The organism is Achromobacter mucicolens, assembly GCF_029866465.1.
Lineage (GTDB): Bacteria > Pseudomonadota > Gammaproteobacteria > Burkholderiales > Burkholderiaceae_B > Achromobacter > Achromobacter mucicolens.
In genome coordinates this window covers 2,919,037-2,934,382 of the sequence record NZ_CP123364.1, presented here as the reverse complement: position 1 = coordinate 2,934,382, position 15,346 = coordinate 2,919,037, and the positions used below count along the sequence as shown (strand labels likewise).

Genomic DNA, 15,346 nt, shown 5'->3' with positions numbered 1-15,346 from the left:
AGACACGCCATGACATCCGTTGCCTCCGTAGGCGCCGTGACCACGATCGGCCTGACGCCGCCTGCCACGGGCGTGACCCGTGCGGGCGATCCGCCCGAGGTCGCCGCGGCGCCCGCCTCCACGACGGTGACGCTGGGGCAGGGCTCGGCCCCCGCGCTGACCTACACGCCGCAGCCCGCTGCGACGGGCGTCGTCTGGGAGCACGAGGCGTCGGACAAGGTGTCCGCCGTCATGGCCGAAACACTCTCGGCCCGCACGCTGGCTGGCCGGCTTGAGGGCGTGGCCTCGGCGCTGCTGGAGCGTTTCACGACCGATGGCGGCAATTACTTGCAATCGGCGCGGATGCTGCCGGGCGCCGGACAGGTAGGCGCCCTGGGCGCCGTGCAGACCGGTTCGGCCGGTCAACCCGAAGACGCGTACACGCTGCGCATCACCACCGCCAGTGGCGTGAAGGTGGAGGTGGGCCTGCGCAACAGTGCGGACGGTCTGGAAGTGCAGATCGACGTGGCCGAGGGCGAGCTCTCGGAAACCGAGCGCAAGGCGATTGCGGGTCTGTCCAAGGCGTTCCAGGACGCGGTGGATGGCCTGGCCTCGGTGCCGCCGCGCATGGCGTGGTCCGGCCTGGCCAAGTTCGACACTGCCGTGCTGTCGTCGGTGTCGCTGCAAGCCACGACCACGGCCAATGGCGTCATCTCGCAATCCGTCGAGTTTTCCGCCGACAGCAAGCAGCGCTCGCTGGCCATCAAGAGCGTCGACGGCGTGGTGAAGGTCGATGTCGACGTGAGCAAGTCCGCGCTCTTTGGCAACGCCCAGCAGCGCGACGCGGCCGTCAGCGACTACCTGCAGCAGTTCGACGCCGCGCGCACGCGTGGCCGGGGCAACGAGGCAATGATGTCGCTGTTCAAGGACGCCTTCGCCGAACTGCACCAGAGCTACGAAGCGGGCGCGGCGCCGTCCAGCCAGGCGCCGCGCATCGCCGCGGCCGGCTACACGTACCGCAGCCTGCTGTCGGGCGTGGCGGACTTCTCGGCCTCGATCTCGCAGAATGGCGACGCGAGCAATCCGTACAAGACCAGCGAAGTCGACCAGTTCACGTATCGGGTCTCGCAAAGCAGCAGCGTGAGCGGCCGGCCGTTGTTCGATCTGGGCGTCAGCCAGGAGCAGCGCGCCAATCTGTCCGCCAGTTATCACACCGCGCTGGCGCCGCAGCAGACGCTGGACCTGACGCGCGACAAGGATTCGCAGAACTACCGATTCTTCCAGATCCGGGACGAGGTCAGGAGCCAGACCAGCATCCGCTACGAAGCGGGCATGCTGGCCGAGGCGAACCTGACGCACACGCGCAATCTGTCGATCCGCATGCAGGCCTACGTGAAGGGCGAGCTGATCGAAGACACCCTGACGCCGGTGCTTGAGACCACCACGCGCGATCTGATGTCGCTGGTGCGCGCCGCGGAGCTGGAGCCGTCGGAAAGCGAGCGGCTGCAACGCCGCGATCCGGCCGCCGCGGACGCGTTGCTGCTGAGCAAGCACCTGGCGCTGGCGCGTGCCGTGGCCAGGGACCGGCAGCTTTAATCCAGGACGCAGACGCCCGCTTACTTGAACAGCGCGGCGTTTTCTTCCAGGACGGCATCGGCGCATTGCGCGTCCAGATTGCCGCCGGGCGCCCCGGCCACGCCAATGGCGCCGATCACACTGTTGCCGGCCTTGATCGGCACGCCGCCACCCAGCAGCAGGAAGCCGGGAATGTCGGTCAGGTTGGCGGCGCCGGGATTCTTCTGCGCATTTTCCATCATGGTGAGCGTGGGCGTCTTGGCCGACACGGCCGTGAAGGCCTTGGCGCGGCTGGCTTCGATGGTGTGCGGGCCAGCGTTGTCGGCACGCGCGAACGCCTTGAGCAGGCCCGCGCGGTCCACGACGGCGGCGCTGACGTTGTAGCCCTTGGCCTGGCAGGCGGCGACAGTGGCAGTCGCCAGCTTCTGTGCGTCGGCCATCGACAGGTTGCTCTCGCTCAGCACGGCGGCATGGGCGGCGCCGGCAAAAGCCAGCGTGGAAATCAGGGCGGCAAGCGAAAGCTTCTTCATGGTCTGCATCCTTTGTGAGGTGTTGCGGTAGGAGCAGACAGTGTGGCCAAAAGGCCGAAAACCCGGTATACGCCCGACTACGCGCGCGCCTCCGTAGCGCTACGGAGGCGCATCAGTCGAGCAGGGTCGCGTACTGGCGGATCAGCTGCGCGAGGGATTCGGCTTCCAGCTTCGCAAAGACGTTGGCGCGGTAGGTTTCGACCGTGCGCGGCGACAGGTCGAACTCGCGCGCGATTTCCTTGTTGCTCATGCCGCGCACGATGCGCGCCAGGACCTCGTGTTCGCGCGCCGATAGACGCGCCAGGCGGTCCGCCGCCGCCTGCGTGACGGCCAGGCGTTCACGGCTGGCGATGTGCGTGCGCACGGCCGCCTGCACCGCATCCAGAAAGACATCGTCGTCGACCGGCTTTTGCAGGAATTCCATGGCGCCGCCCTTGAATGCACGGCGGCACAGGTCCACATTGGCGTGGCCGGTCAGCATGACCACGGGCAGGTCGGACCGGTCGGCAAGCTGGGCAAGCACGTCCAGGCCGCTGATGCCGGGCATGCGGATGTCCAGCACCACGCAGCCGATCACGGGCTGCGCCAGGGCATCCAGAAACGCCGTTGGGTCGGCGTAGCCCGCGCTGCGCAAGCCGACGCTGCGCAGCAGCAGTCCAAGGCCATCGCGCACCGCATCGTCGTCATCCACCAGATACACGAGCGGGGAATGGTCGTTGGGATTCATGCGGCGGCTCCGGCTTGCGGCAGGCTGACGGTGAAGCAGGCGCCCGCGGGACTGAGGTTGCGCGCGGCGATGCGGCCGTCCATCGACCCGGCCAAGGTATCGCACAGGGCAAGACCCAGGCCCATGCCCTGGTCGCGGGTGGTGTAGAACGGCGCGAACAGGCGCGGCATTGCATCCGCGGCGATGCCGGGGCCGGTGTCGCTGACGCTGAACTGGTATTGGCCGTCCACCACGCGGCCTTCAAGCGCGATCTTGCGCGCGCCGGTGGCGCCATCCAGCGCGTCCGCCGCGTTCTGCACCAGATTGTGCAGGATCTGTTCGAGGGCCACGCGGTCACCCAGCGGGCGCGCGCCGGGGCTGGCGTTGGTCCAGGTCAGCCGGATGCCTTGTTTAGCCAGCTCCGGTTCGCGCAGGAAGCGCAGCGACGCGATCATCGCCTCCGGATCGATGGCTTCGCGCCGCGCGGGGGAACTGGGCTGCACCAGCGCGCGCATGCGGCTGATGATGTCGGCGGCGCGCTTGGCTTGTTCGGCGCTGGCCAGCAGCGCATGGCGCACGGCGGGGCGCTCGTCTTCGTCATCGAGCAGACGCTGGGCGGCACGGGTTTGCGCCAGGATGGCGGTCAGCGGCTGATTGAGTTCATGGGCGATGCCGGCGGCCATTTCACCCAGCGTGCTCAGGCGCGCCATGGCCGACAGCCGCACTTGCTCCTGCTGCCGGCGCGCTTCGGCGCGCGAGCGATGCCACGCGGCGGCGCCGGCCACCAGCAGGCCGCTGGCCGCGGCCCACCCGAACCAGACGGCCCAGGGCCAGGATGCGGGCGTCAGCGTGCGCGTGCTGCGCATCTGGAAGGGCTGGCTGGCCGCGCCCAGCGGCTTTTGCAGCGCCAGCGTCCAGCCGGCTAGCGACGCGTCGGGTTGCTTGTCCAGAAGGGCTAGCGGCTTGCGATCCACCGTGAGGGTCAGATTGCCCAGGCCGGAAGGAAAGTCAGCGGCCGGCACGAGGTGGCGCGCATCGATCAGCAGGCTCCACCCCGACGGGGACACCAGCCAGTAGCGCGCGTCGTCCACGGCGATGGTGACGGGCCGGTCCAGTTGGCGCGCGCGTTGCACCGCGGCGGTCAGGCCGGCGGGCTCGGGCAGGCTGCCCGACCACACACCGCCCGGCAGATAGCCCAGGCCCAGAAGCTGGGGCATGGCGGGCTGCAGGCTGGGAAAAAGGCGCTCGGGAGCGGGCGGATGCGACAGCGCGGCCAGCGTGGCGAGGACGGCTTCGTGCTGCACCGTCTTCTGGCTCAGCATGCGCTGGGCGATGCTGGTGCTTTGGAAGAAGCGCTCGTACTGATCCGCGTACTCCTGGCGCGCGATCCAGATTGCGCCCAGACAGAAGAGGACCAGCCAGCAGAGAAAGGCGCGCGCGCGGGATAGGGGATTCACGCCGGCCATTATGCCTTGCGGCAAACCCGCGCCGGAATCCGTAGGGCTACGGAGGCTCAGGCGGCCAGCTTGTGCGTGCCGGCGGGTTGGGAGTTGGCCGAAACGGCCATCTGATACAGCGCGGCCACCAGGTCGGACTGCGTCACCAGCCCCTGCAGATGGCGGCCCTCGTCCAAGACGGGCACGCAATGCAGGCTGTCCGACATCGGGCGCGCCAGCTCGATCACGGGCAGGCCGGGCGTGGCGAAAGGCACTTCGCTGCGCATGCAGTCGGCCACCAGCAGATCGGACGCGAAGGCGGCATCCGTGGCGACGGGCGCCGGGCGGCTCTTGCGCGCCAGCACATCGCCTTGGGCAATCATGCCCGCGTAGCGGCCCGCCGAATCCAGCACCGGCAGCGCCTGCAAACGGTGCTTGTCAAAGAGCCGCACCGCGTAGTCCAGCGGGTCCTTTTCCAAGACGGTCACCACGTCGCGCGACATGATGTCGGCGCATCGCACGTCGCCAAAGCGGCGCACGCTGGCGCGCAGTTCGGCGGCGAGCACGATGTCTTCCAGATCTTCCTTGCTGATGTCCAGCAGCTCGCCGCGCTGGCTCAGCGCTTCGTCAAGGTCGGCGCGCGAAAAGCCCAGCCGCGCGCTGGGGATGGGGTCGCGCGTATGGTGTCCGGCGGCCGGCTCGGCGTGGCGGCGTGGGTAGTTGCGTTTGAGCGCGCCGTTGAAGACCACGGCGATGGCAAGCAGAATGACCGAATTCAGCGCCACGGGCCACAGCGCGAAACCGTAGCCGAGCTTGGCGACGGCCGGCCCTCCCAGCACGGCGGTCAGCGCGACGGCGCCGCTGGGCGGATGCAGGCAGCGCAGGGAAAACATGGCGCCGATGGCCAGGGCCACGGCGACGGCGGCGGCAACGCCGGGCAGGGGAATGAACTGCGCGCAGAACACCCCGATCAGGGCCGACACGAGGTTGCCGGCCATCAACGACCAGGGCTGGGCGAGCGGACTGGCAGGCGCGGCGAACAGCAGCACCGCCGATGCGCCCATCGGCGCGATGAACCACGGATTGTCCGCGCCCAGCGCGTGACGTCCCACCCACTCGGTGCAGAACAGGCCGAGCAGGGCGCCGACCGCGCCGTACAGTTTTTCGCGTCCGTTGACGCCCACGGGCGCTGGCGCGAACGAGCCCAGCCAGCGCTTGATTGCAACACCCAAGACAATCTCTCCTCGCGACGCATTGATATGTCGCGGGGCGACAATTTATCACGAGGCGCATTACCTGACGGCATGAGCTTATGCCGGACAGGCGTAAAGGAGAGCGGGATCAGTCCTTGCCGTTGTCGGCGCCCATGCGCGCCAGCAATCGCGTCAGAAGCGGGCGCATGGCGTGCAGTTCTTCGAGATGCGAGGCAGAGAGGTTTTCCAGCATGCGCTCGCCCTTGGCGGTGAGCACGACCTCGACGCGGCGTCCGTCTTCGGGGTCGGCTTCGCGGCTGACCAGGTCCAGCCGCGCCAGACGGCCCACCAGTTCGGCCGCGGTATGCGGGCGGATCAGCAGGCGGTCGGCGATTTCGCCAACGTAGAGGCCCCGGCGTCCGGGAGCGCCTTTGCGCGTGCCCTTGATGGCCAGCAACGCCTGATGCTGCTGCGGCATCAGGTCCAGGCCCGCGGCCGCGCTTTCACTGAAGGCCGCGAATTTTCGCAACGCATAGCGAAAGTCCGCGAGCAGTTCGTAGTCTGCGGGAGACAGGCGAGAGGGTGTCTTGGAGGCGTTCACCGCGCGATTCTAATATATGTCGTGCTACGATATATATGACTTTTCTCAAATTCCGTGCGAATACTTCCCAAGTTGCTTTGATCATGCCTCCCATTTCCTCTTCCGCCCGGCCCGGACTGCGGCTCGGCGACTTCACCACGGACCGGCGCGTCGTCCTGCTGATGGGTCTTGCCATTCCCGTCGGCCTGGCCAGCGTCGCGGCCGCCTGGATCCTTTTGCGCCTGATCGCACTTTGCACGAACCTGGCCTATCACGGCCTGTTTTCCTTTGCCGACCTGCCCTTCACCACTGGCCGTCTCGGGTGGGGATCGGTGGCCATCCCGATGATCGGCTGCCTCATCATCGGCCTCATGGCGCGCTACGGCTCAGAAAAGATCCGCGGCCACGGCATCCCCGAAGCCATGGAAGCCATCCTGATCGGCAAGAGCCGCATCCAGCCGAAGGTGGCGGTGCTCAAGCCCGTGTCGTCGGCGGTGTCCATCGGCACCGGCGGCCCGTTCGGCGCCGAAGGACCCATCATCATGACGGGCGGCGCGATCGGGTCGCTGCTGGCGCAGACCATCCACCTGGACGACGGCGAACGCAAGACGCTCCTGGTCGCCGGCGCGGCGGCCGGCATGACGGCCATCTTTGGAACGCCCCTGGCCGCGGTGTTGCTGGCGGTTGAACTGCTGCTCTTCGAATGGAAGCCGCGCAGTTTCCTGCCCGTGGCCGTGGCCGCGCTGGTGGCGGCGGCAACGCGCGCCTTCGTCATGGAGCCCGGCCCGATCTTTGCGTATGCCGGCACGTTTGCCTTCACGCCGTGGCATCTGGTGGCGTGCGCCGCGGTCGGCGTGCTGGCGGGCCTTGGGTCCGGCGTGCTTACGTCGCTGGTGTATGCGGCCGAAGACCTGTTCGAGAAGCTGCCCATCCACTGGATGTGGTGGCCCGCCATCGGCGGACTGGCCATCGGCATCGGCGGCCTGATCGAACCCGCCGCGCTGGGCGTGGGCTACGACAACATCCGCCACATGCTGGCGGGCGATCTGGCGTTCCAGGCGGTGCTGGTGCTGCTGGTGGTCAAGGTTGCGATCTGGTCGATTGCGCTGGGGTCGGGCACGTCCGGCGGCGTGCTGGCCCCGCTGCTGATCTTTGGCGGCGCGCTGGGCGCGCTGGCGTCGCCCGTGCTGCCGCAGGCAGACCCGGGGTTCTGGGCCCTGGTGGGCATGGCGGCGATGATGGGCGGCACGATGCGCGCGCCGCTGACGGCAACGCTTTTTGCCGTGGAGCTGACCGGCAACCTGCAGGCGCTCTTGCCGGTGCTGTCGGCGTGCGTGTTTGCCTATGGCGTGACCGTGCTGCTGCTCAAGCGGTCGATCCTGACCGAGAAGATCGCACGCCGCGGCCACCATATCAGCCGCGAATATCGCGTGGATCCCTTTGACCTCTTGCGTGTCGCCGACGTGATGACAAGCCCGGTGCAGACGCTGCCCGACACGATGACGGTGGCGCAGGCCGTGACGCATTTCAGCACCGCGCAGCCCGTCCACACGAGCTATCCGGTGCTGGACGCGCAAGGTGCCGTGGTGGGCGAGGTGACGCGCGCCGACACGCTGGCGTGGGCATTGCAAGGCGAGCCGGACGACCGGACGCTGGCGCAGGCGCTGGACGGGCGCGAACTGGTGTTCGGCCATCCCGATGAACTGGCCAGCCAGATCGCCGACCGCATGGCGTTGTCCGGGGCGGGGCGCGTTCCGATCATCGACCGCGATTCCGGCCGGTTGCTGGGCATCGTGGGCCGTAAGGACCTGTTCCGCTCGCGCGCGCGCCGGTTGCGCGAGGAAAGCCAGCGGGCGGCGTTTTTCCGCCGGGCGGCGTCTGCGCCGGGCGCGCTGCGCAAGACGGGCTGAGGCGGTTCGATTACGCCGCCGCGGCCTTGCCGCCCGATGCGCGCAATTCCCACAACACGTCCAGCACGTGCTGCGTGGCCGCTTCCACTTGCCCGGCGCGATGCGCGATGCCCAGCGGCCGCCATAAGGCCGGCCGCACCGGCCGCATGATGACGCGCGGATCGGGTTGCGGCGCGGTCGCCTCATGCGGCAACAAGGTCGCGCCATAACCGGCAGCCACCAGGCTCTTGATGGCGTCGTTGTAGTTCAACTGGATGCGCGCGCGGGGGTTCAGGCCGGCGGCCATGAACCATTCGCCCGTCAGCCGCGACAGGCGCGTGCTGGCGTCGTTCAGGATCAGCGGCCGCTCGGCCAGCCACGCGGGCGTGAGGCGCGCGGGCGCTTTCCAGGACGCGGGCAGAAAGGCCATCACCGGATCGCGGCGCCACGGTCGCAGCACGAGTCCCGTCATGGGCGGCTGTGGCAGCGCGACCAGTCCCACGTCCAGTGTCCCTTCGGCCAGCCTCAGCAGCGTCTCCTGCGAGGTCAGCACCGCCACCTGAACGTCGATGCCGGGATGATCGCGGCCCAGCGTCTCCAGCGCTTGCGGCAGCAGATGCGCGATGGCCCCGGTCGAGGCCCCGAGCCTCACGCGGCCCGCCAGCCCTTGCACCTGCCGCTGCACGTCGTCCAGCGCCTGGTCCGCCTCCGCCAGCAGGCGGCGCGCCCGTTCCAGCAACGTTTCGCCGATGGGCGTGGGCCTGACCTGACCGCGTTTGCGCGTCAGCAGCGGCGCGCCGACACGGGCTTCCAGGTCTGACACGTGCAGGCTCACGGTGGGCGGCGCCAGATGCAGCGCACGCGCGGCGTCGGCAAACGACCCGAGGTCGGCGATGGCGACGAGGGTGCGCAGACGGTCCAGGCTGATTTCGCGCATGAGGGATTCCGGGATGGGTTTCGGTGTTGGCGGCGCCGTGCCTACATCGTTCAGGAAACCTGAATCAAACGATCATGATATTCGACTTTTCTTATCTGGCGGCGGGATCGAAGATGACGTTCATTCCTGAAGAGATCAGGCAACGCCGAACCATCCGGACCGCATCATGACCCAACCTCTAGTTTTCATCGACGGCGACCAGGGCACGACAGGCCTGCAGATCCACGAGCGGCTGCACGGCCGCACCGACCTGCGGCTGCTGACGCTGCCCGAGACCGACCGCAAGAACCCGCAGCGCCGCGCCGAGGCGATCAACGCCAGCGACATCGCGATTCTCTGCCTGCCCGACGAACCGGCGCGGCAGGCCGCCGCCTCGGTCGTCAATCCCAAGGTCCGCATCATCGATGCCAGTTCCGCGCACCGCACGGACGCGGGTTGGGTCTATGGTTTTCCGGAAATGCGCGCGGGTCAGGCCGAGCGGATTGCGCACGCGCTGCGGGTCAGCAACCCGGGCTGCTATCCCACCGGCGCCATCGCGCTGCTGGGGCCGCTGGTGCAGGCCGGGCTGGTGCCCGCCGACTATGCGGCGGTCATCAACGCCGTGTCCGGCTACTCGGGAGGCGGGCGCGCCAGCGTCGATGCCTACGAAGGCGCGGAAGGCGCGCGCGGACTCGCGTTTCAGGTGTACGGCCTGGGTCTGGCTCACAAGCACACGCCCGAGATCGAGCGGCATGCGGGCCTTACGCAGCGTCCGGTGTTCGTGCCGTCTTACGGCGCTTTCCGCCAGGGCATCGTCCTGACCGTGCCGCTGCACCTGCGCCTGCTGCCCGCAGGCGTGGACGCCGCGGCGCTGCACGATTGTCTGCAACAGCACTACGCGGGCGCCGCCCATGTTCAAGTCGTGCCGCGCGACGAGGCCGCCACGCACGCGAACCTGGATCCCCAGGCGCTGAACGGCACGAACGACCTGCGGCTGGGCGTGTATGGCAATGCTGAGCACGGTCAGGTGCTGCTGACCGCCGTGTTCGACAACCTGGGCAAGGGCGCATCGGGCGCGGCAGTGCAGAATCTGGATCTGATGCTGGCCGCGATGCGGTGATGGGGCTTGTGCAAGCCGGGCAAGGCCATACGGCCTTTGCCCGGCCGGATTACTTGTCGAGCCAGGGCGCTTCCTTCCAGAGCTGGCGGAATTGCGCTTCACCCGCCGAAAGTTCCTTGGCGTATTCCGCGGGCGGCAGGTAGCGCAGCGGTGCAAACATCTCGCGGGCCTTGGCCTGGAATTGGGGATCTTCCACCGTGCGCTGGACGGCCGAAACCAGCTTCGTGCGGACCTCGTCGGGCAAGCCCTTGGGTGCGGCCAGGCCGCGCAGCGAAGCCAGTTCGAAGTCGAACCCCTGTTCCTTGAAGGTGGGCACGTCGGGCAGCGCGGCAGAGCGGGTATTGCCCATCTGTCCCAAAAAGCGCAGCGGCGTGCCCCCTTTCCGGTACTGAAGCGCCTCGCCCACGTTGATGGCGCCGATCGTGATCTCGCCGCTTGCCAACGCGCCGCGCACCTCTCCGGCGCCCTTGTACGGGATGTGGCTCAGTTTGGTGCCTGACGTACGTTCGAAGCGGAGCATGGCCAGGTGGTCGTCCGAGCCGGTGCCCGTTGTGCCGACGGTGACCTTGCCGGGATTCTGCTTTGCATAGGCAGCCAATTCCGCCAGGTTTTTGATCGGATTGTCGTTCAGCACCGAGAACGCGCCCGGATCATCGATCAGGTTGCCGAGCAGATCGTAGCTTTGCCACGTGAAGTCCGTCTTGCGCTCGATGGGAATCGTCAGCAGATTCGGCGTGTTGATGAAGCCGATGGTGTAGCCGTCCGGCTGAGCGCGCGCCAGTTCGGCAAAGCCGATGGCGCCGCCCGCGCCCGGCCGGTTCAGCACCACGATGCGCGCGTCGCCGCCCAGGTACTTTTGCAGGAAGGGCGCCATCATCCGGGCGACCAGGTCGGTGCCGCCGCCCGGTCCGTAAGACACGATCAGGTTGATCGGCCGTTCGGGATAGCCGGCCGCTTGCGCGGCGCCGGAAAACAGGGCGGCGCCTGCAAGCAGGGTAGCCAGGGTGCGCAGCGTGCGGCGCTTGGTCTGTTGTTGCATGGTTGTCTCCTTTGGATGTTTTGGCGGTCACGGCCTGTCGCGTGCCTTGCGGCGCGGGCAGGCACGAATGCCGCGTTGTTATGTCAGGCTGGCAATGCGCTCGGCGGCCCGGGGCCAGACCTCCGGGTTGACGAGTTGCGGCGGCCGCTCGCCGCGCAGCATGGCGGCAAGCTGCGTTGCCGAGGAACGGGCGACGCTACGGCGCGCTTCGTGCGTGACGCCCGCGGTGTGGAAGGTGGCGACGACGTTGTTCAATGCCAGCAGCGGGGCCGACCGGTCGGGCGGTTCCTGCTCCCATACGTCCAGCCCGGCGCCTCGCAGGTGTCCGCCCCGCAACGCGTCATGCAGCGCGCTTTCGTCATGAATGCCGCCACGGGCCGTCGAAATGAACACCGCGCCGGGTTTCATCGCCGCAAAGGCGCGCGCGCCGAACAGGCCGCGCGTGGAGGCGTCCAGCGGGCAATGCAGCGAGACGATATCGGACTGCGACAGCAGTTCGTCCAGCCCGACCGGTTCAGCGCCGCGCGCGCGGATGGTCGCGGCGTTCAGCAGCGGATCGTGGGCGATGACGCGCAGACCAAAGCCTTGGGCAATGCGGGCCACGCAGGTGCCGATCTTGCCAATGCCCACCAAGCCGATGACCGCGCCGTGGATCTCGTGGCCCATCAGGTCTTCGCGCGAAAAGCCGGTGTCATGGCGCAGGCGGTTATGCGATTCGACGATCCGGCGTTGCACGGCCAGCAGCAGCGCGTAGGTGTGTTCGGCCACGGACTCGGCGTTACCGCCGGCCTGGTTCACGACGGCGATGCCGGCGGCCGTGCAGGCTGGCACATCGATGGTGTCGTAGCCCGCGCCGCCCGACGAGACGCACACGAGGTTCGGGCACTGCGCGATCAATGATTCGCCGACAAACCACTGGCGCGGCAGCTCGTCCTTGGCCGCGGACACATGGTAGGCATGAGCGGATTTCAATCCGGCAAGCGTGCGGGCGTCGTCGCCCTTCGCGGGAAGCACCGACAGCGCGATGCCGGGCGTGGCGCCGATGATTTCGTCAAATACGGGGTTCAGCCACAGGTCCAGGCGAACAAGCCGGGCGGGGCGGTCGTGCGGGGGGAATCCGGAATCCGGCATGGGGCCTTATCTCCAAGTCAGTCCGACTGGACTCTACGCCCGCCAAAAGGGGAGATAAAGCGAATAATTTTCTGCTCAATAGAACGCTTTTGTGAAACTGTCGAGACCTTCGCTTAGGGGCAGTTCCGCTCACACCATTCCCGAGGGCGCATGAAAATCCAGGCAGGCCTCGGCGTGCGCGCGCAGCGTTTCCAACATGGGCCTCGTGTCGTCCCGGCGCCATTGGAAGGTGTAGGTAAGCGGGCGCAGGGGCGCGAATCCGGGCAGGGGGTGCAAGTCGCCCCGGTCGATCAGGATGCGTGCCCAGGCCGATGGCAGGAAGCCCAGCCCCAGGCCTTGGCGGAGCATCGCCGCGATGCCGCCCCAACCGTTGCAGCACTGGTTGCGGCCGGGCGACACGCGTTGCTCGGTCAGCCAGTCGTCCAGGACGCGGATGGCGCCCGAGCTTTGCGGCAGGGTGATGAGCGTCAGGCCGGGCAGGTCGGCGGGGGTGAGCGTCTGGGGATTGGGGACGGCGCCGGCCGCGGCCACCCATTCGAAGTGGGCGCTGCCGATGACGCGCGACGCGATCGACGGCCGGGAAGAGGGGCCCGCGATGACGGCAAAGTCGAGTTCGCCTTCTTCCAGGCCGCGCTCGACCAGTTCGCCCACGCCCACGAAGGGCTCGACCAGCAGATCGGGGTGGTCGAGTTGAATCACTTCAATCAGGCGGGCCATCCAGGTCAGTGACGTCAGCTCGCCCGCGCCAAACCGGCAGCGGCCCGAATAGCTGAGGTTGTTGCTGGCCTGCTGCATGAACTGGTCGGCGTTGCGCAGCAGATCCTTGGCGTGCGGCACCAGCTGTTCGCCCAGCGCGGTCAACGTGGCGCTACGGGCGCTGCGGCTGAAGAGTTCGGCCCCGATGGATGATTCCAGTTCGCCGATCCGCTTGGACAACGACGAAACCGAAATATTCAGCCGGTTCGCGGCGATGGCGAAGTTCTTGCAGGTGGCGGCCCAGTAGAAGGCTTCGAGTTGCTTGAGCGTCATGAGAGGATGCAATCCGGCGGCGCAGGATGGTGAGGGCGAATAAAAGTGTAGGGAACAAGATCAATAAAGTCACTTTATTCAAACTGCCGTCGCGCCTATAGTCCCCGCCAATACCGACAACGACAGGACGGCCGCTCGTCGCGCGAGCGCCCCGAGGAGCCCACATGCCCGATCCGCTGCGCCGCATGCTCAGTCTGCACGACTTCGAAGCCGCCGCCAGAAAGCGGCTGCCCAAACCCATCTATGCGTACGTGTCAGGCGCGGTCGAGGACGGCCATTCGGAACGCGGCAACCGCGAGGCGTTTGCCGAATATGGTTTTCTGCCCAAGGTGCTGGTGAACGTGTCCGCGCGTAGCACCCGGTGTACAGTGCTGGGCCGGGCCTTCGCGGCGCCCGTGGGCGTGGCGCCCATGGGCATTTCGGCGATATCCGGTTACCGCGGCGATATCGTGATGGCCAAGGCGGCCGCGGATGCCGGCGTGCCCTGCATCATGAGCGGTTCGTCGCTGATCCGGCTGGAAACCGTGATGGAGCAGGCGCCGGGCACCTGGTTTCAGGCCTATCTGCCCGGCGACGACGCACAGATCGCCGCGCTCATCGATCGCGTGGCGGCGGCCGGCGTCGGCACGCTCGTCCTGACGGTCGACACGCCCGTGGCCGCGAATCGCGAGAACAATGTGCGCGCCGGGTTTTCGACGCCGCTGCGGCCAAGCCTGGGCCTGGCGTGGCAGGGGCTGACGCATCCCCGGTGGCTCTTCGGCACATTCCTGCGCACGTTGGTGCGTCACGGCATGCCGCACTTCGAGAACAACTATGCGACCCGGGGCGCGCCGATCCTGTCGGCCAGCGTGCTGCGCGACTTCTCCGACCGCGGCCACCTGAACTGGGAACACGTGGCCGCCATCCGACGGCGCTGGCGGGGGCAGATGGTGCTCAAGGGCGTCTTGCATCCCGACGACGCGCGGACGGCGCTTGCGCTGGGCATGGACGGCATCATCGTGTCCAACCACGGTGGCCGGCAGCTGGACGGCAGCGTGCCGCCGCTGCACGCCTTGCCCGCCATCGTGGACGCGGTGGGCGGCCGCATGGAGGTGATGCTGGACAGCGGCGTGCGCCGCGGAACGGACGTGATCAAGGCGTTGGCGCTGGGCGCGCGCTGCGTGTTCGTGGGGCGCCCGTTCAACTATGCGGCGACGGTCGCGGGGCAGCGCGGCGTGGCGCACGCAATTGCGCTGATCGCCGAGGAAGTCAAGCGCGACATGGGCCTGCTGGGCGTCGTGGATGTCAGGGAATTGAACGCCGAATTCCTGCAACGCGCTTCACGGCTTGCTGGACGCGGCGCGTAAGGCATCCAGACGTTGGGCCAGCGTGGCGGCCGACAATTCGCCCACGCGCAGGTCCACCATCCGTCCACTGGCATCCAGGAATAGCGTTGCCGGCAGGCCACGGTTGCTGAGCTGGCGTGACGCGTCGCTAGCCGGGTCCATCAGCACGTTTTGAAGCGCCGGCGCGTGCTGACGCAGGTATTGCGTGATCTCGGGCGGGGCTTCGCCCTGGTTCAGGAACACGAAGTGCACGTCCGGGTGAGCAGCTTGCGCCGCTTCGAAGGCAGGCATCTCGCGCCGGCACGGCGGGCACCAGCTTGCCCACAGATTGACGACAGTGGGCTTGCCTTGATAGGCGGATAGCGCCACGGGGACGGCGTTCAGGTCCTGCAGGCGAAGCTGCGCGAGCGCCGGCGGCGGTTGATCCGGCGGCGCCAGCAGGCGGCCCCCAGCAAGCCAGGTGGCCGTGGCCAACGCCAGGGCGCCGATGACGGCCGGCCTTGGCACGCCGCGGCGCAGCATGGCCGCCACGGCATAGATCCAGGCGGCCGCCAGACCCCATGTGCCGGCCCAACCGCCGTCGCGCACGTCCAACACGGCCAAGGGGTTCTGTACGAACGGATCCCGGTATTGCCAGACAAAGCCCAGCCGTGCGGCCAGCAGACCCACGATCAGGGCGCCCCACAGCACGCCGGAGACGTCGGCGCGGCGGCCATCCCGGCCGGTGCGGTTCAGCAGGTGCGCCGCGAGCAGTCCAACAAGGGCGGCGGCGGCCAGGACGGCGAGTTCGGCGGGGAAAACAAGCGGGCCAAGACGGATGGCGGGCGGCATGCAGGTTCCTGATGGGAGAAGGCCGCCAGCCTAGCACGGCGCGGCCAGCCGGCAGGCTGGCGCGATC

At 68.1% G+C, this 15,346-nt stretch carries 14 protein-coding genes; 4 read left to right on the top strand and 10 right to left on the bottom strand.

Translation table 11 applies throughout. The features are described from left to right. Positions 1–9 precede the first annotated feature (9 nt). Entirely contained in the window at positions 10–1,575 is a 1,566-nt protein-coding gene (locus QEP15_RS13420; RefSeq protein ID WP_152384538.1) for a hypothetical protein, read from the top strand. 20 nt (positions 1,576–1,595) lie between these two features. Here QEP15_RS13420 and QEP15_RS13415 read toward each other — a convergent pair whose 3' ends face one another. The 5 genes from QEP15_RS13415 to QEP15_RS13395 all read right to left on the bottom strand — a co-directional run bounded on the left by QEP15_RS13415 (position 1,596) and on the right by QEP15_RS13395 (position 6,020). Continuing rightward, positions 1,596–2,084 (bottom strand): GlcG/HbpS family heme-binding protein, encoded by a 489-nt coding sequence (locus QEP15_RS13415; RefSeq protein ID WP_056318547.1) that lies wholly within the window; start codon positions 2,082–2,084, stop codon positions 1,596–1,598. A 112-nt stretch (positions 2,085–2,196) separates the two neighbouring features. After that, positions 2,197–2,811, bottom strand: coding sequence for a response regulator transcription factor (locus QEP15_RS13410; protein WP_152384537.1), 615 nt, complete (start codon positions 2,809–2,811; stop codon positions 2,197–2,199). Next, positions 2,808–4,247 carry a sensor histidine kinase gene (locus QEP15_RS13405; RefSeq protein ID WP_152384536.1) on the bottom strand — a complete coding sequence of 480 codons (1,440 nt, stop codon included), beginning with the start codon at positions 4,245–4,247 and terminating at the stop codon, positions 2,808–2,810. The genes QEP15_RS13410 and QEP15_RS13405 overlap by 4 nt, the downstream gene beginning before the upstream one ends. 56 nt (positions 4,248–4,303) lie before the next feature. After that, positions 4,304–5,458: an HPP family protein gene (locus tag QEP15_RS13400; protein WP_152384535.1), complete on the bottom strand. Its 1,155-nt coding sequence runs from the start codon at positions 5,456–5,458 to the stop codon at positions 4,304–4,306. A gap of 109 nt (positions 5,459–5,567) precedes the next feature. Next, on the bottom strand, positions 5,568–6,020 hold the full coding sequence (locus QEP15_RS13395) for a MarR family winged helix-turn-helix transcriptional regulator (protein ID WP_142055105.1): 453 nt from the start codon (positions 6,018–6,020) through the stop codon (positions 5,568–5,570). A gap of 83 nt (positions 6,021–6,103) precedes the next feature. On the opposite strand from QEP15_RS13395, the gene QEP15_RS13390 reads away from it, so the two are divergent. Further along, positions 6,104–7,909, top strand: a complete 1,806-nt coding sequence (locus QEP15_RS13390; RefSeq protein ID WP_152384534.1) for a chloride channel protein — start codon at positions 6,104–6,106, stop codon at positions 7,907–7,909. Between the two features lie 10 nt (positions 7,910–7,919). Here the strand turns inward: QEP15_RS13390 and QEP15_RS13385 are convergent, their stop codons facing one another. Next, positions 7,920–8,825, bottom strand: coding sequence for a LysR family transcriptional regulator (locus QEP15_RS13385; protein WP_152384533.1), 906 nt, complete (start codon positions 8,823–8,825; stop codon positions 7,920–7,922). A 166-nt stretch (positions 8,826–8,991) separates the two neighbouring features. Between QEP15_RS13385 and argC the strand changes: the two genes are divergently transcribed. Next, positions 8,992–9,924 (top strand): N-acetyl-gamma-glutamyl-phosphate reductase, encoded by a 933-nt coding sequence (argC, locus tag QEP15_RS13380; protein ID WP_152384532.1) that lies wholly within the window; start codon positions 8,992–8,994, stop codon positions 9,922–9,924. Positions 9,925–9,973: 49 nt separating this feature from the next. Here the strand turns inward: argC and QEP15_RS13375 are convergent, their stop codons facing one another. The 3 genes from QEP15_RS13375 to QEP15_RS13365 all read right to left on the bottom strand — a co-directional run bounded on the left by QEP15_RS13375 (position 9,974) and on the right by QEP15_RS13365 (position 13,123). Next, positions 9,974–10,963, bottom strand: a complete 990-nt coding sequence (locus QEP15_RS13375; RefSeq protein ID WP_152384531.1) for a tripartite tricarboxylate transporter substrate binding protein — start codon at positions 10,961–10,963, stop codon at positions 9,974–9,976. A gap of 78 nt (positions 10,964–11,041) precedes the next feature. Then, positions 11,042–12,094: a hydroxyacid dehydrogenase gene (locus tag QEP15_RS13370; RefSeq protein ID WP_152384530.1), complete on the bottom strand. Its 1,053-nt coding sequence runs from the start codon at positions 12,092–12,094 to the stop codon at positions 11,042–11,044. A gap of 129 nt (positions 12,095–12,223) precedes the next feature. Continuing rightward, positions 12,224–13,123: a LysR family transcriptional regulator gene (locus QEP15_RS13365; protein WP_152384529.1), complete on the bottom strand. Its 900-nt coding sequence runs from the start codon at positions 13,121–13,123 to the stop codon at positions 12,224–12,226. Between the two features lie 164 nt (positions 13,124–13,287). Here QEP15_RS13365 and QEP15_RS13360 point away from each other — a divergent pair, with 164 nt between their 5' ends. Further along, complete coding sequence (locus QEP15_RS13360; protein WP_152384528.1) at positions 13,288–14,469, top strand: alpha-hydroxy acid oxidase; 1,182 nt, start codon at positions 13,288–13,290, stop codon at positions 14,467–14,469. On the opposite strand, the gene QEP15_RS13355 is transcribed toward QEP15_RS13360, so the two are convergent. Further along, positions 14,443–15,279 carry a TlpA family protein disulfide reductase gene (locus tag QEP15_RS13355; RefSeq protein WP_152384527.1) on the bottom strand — a complete coding sequence of 279 codons (837 nt, stop codon included), beginning with the start codon at positions 15,277–15,279 and terminating at the stop codon, positions 14,443–14,445. The two genes, QEP15_RS13360 and QEP15_RS13355, sit on opposite strands and share 27 nt — an antisense overlap. Positions 15,280–15,346: the final 67 nt, after the last annotated feature.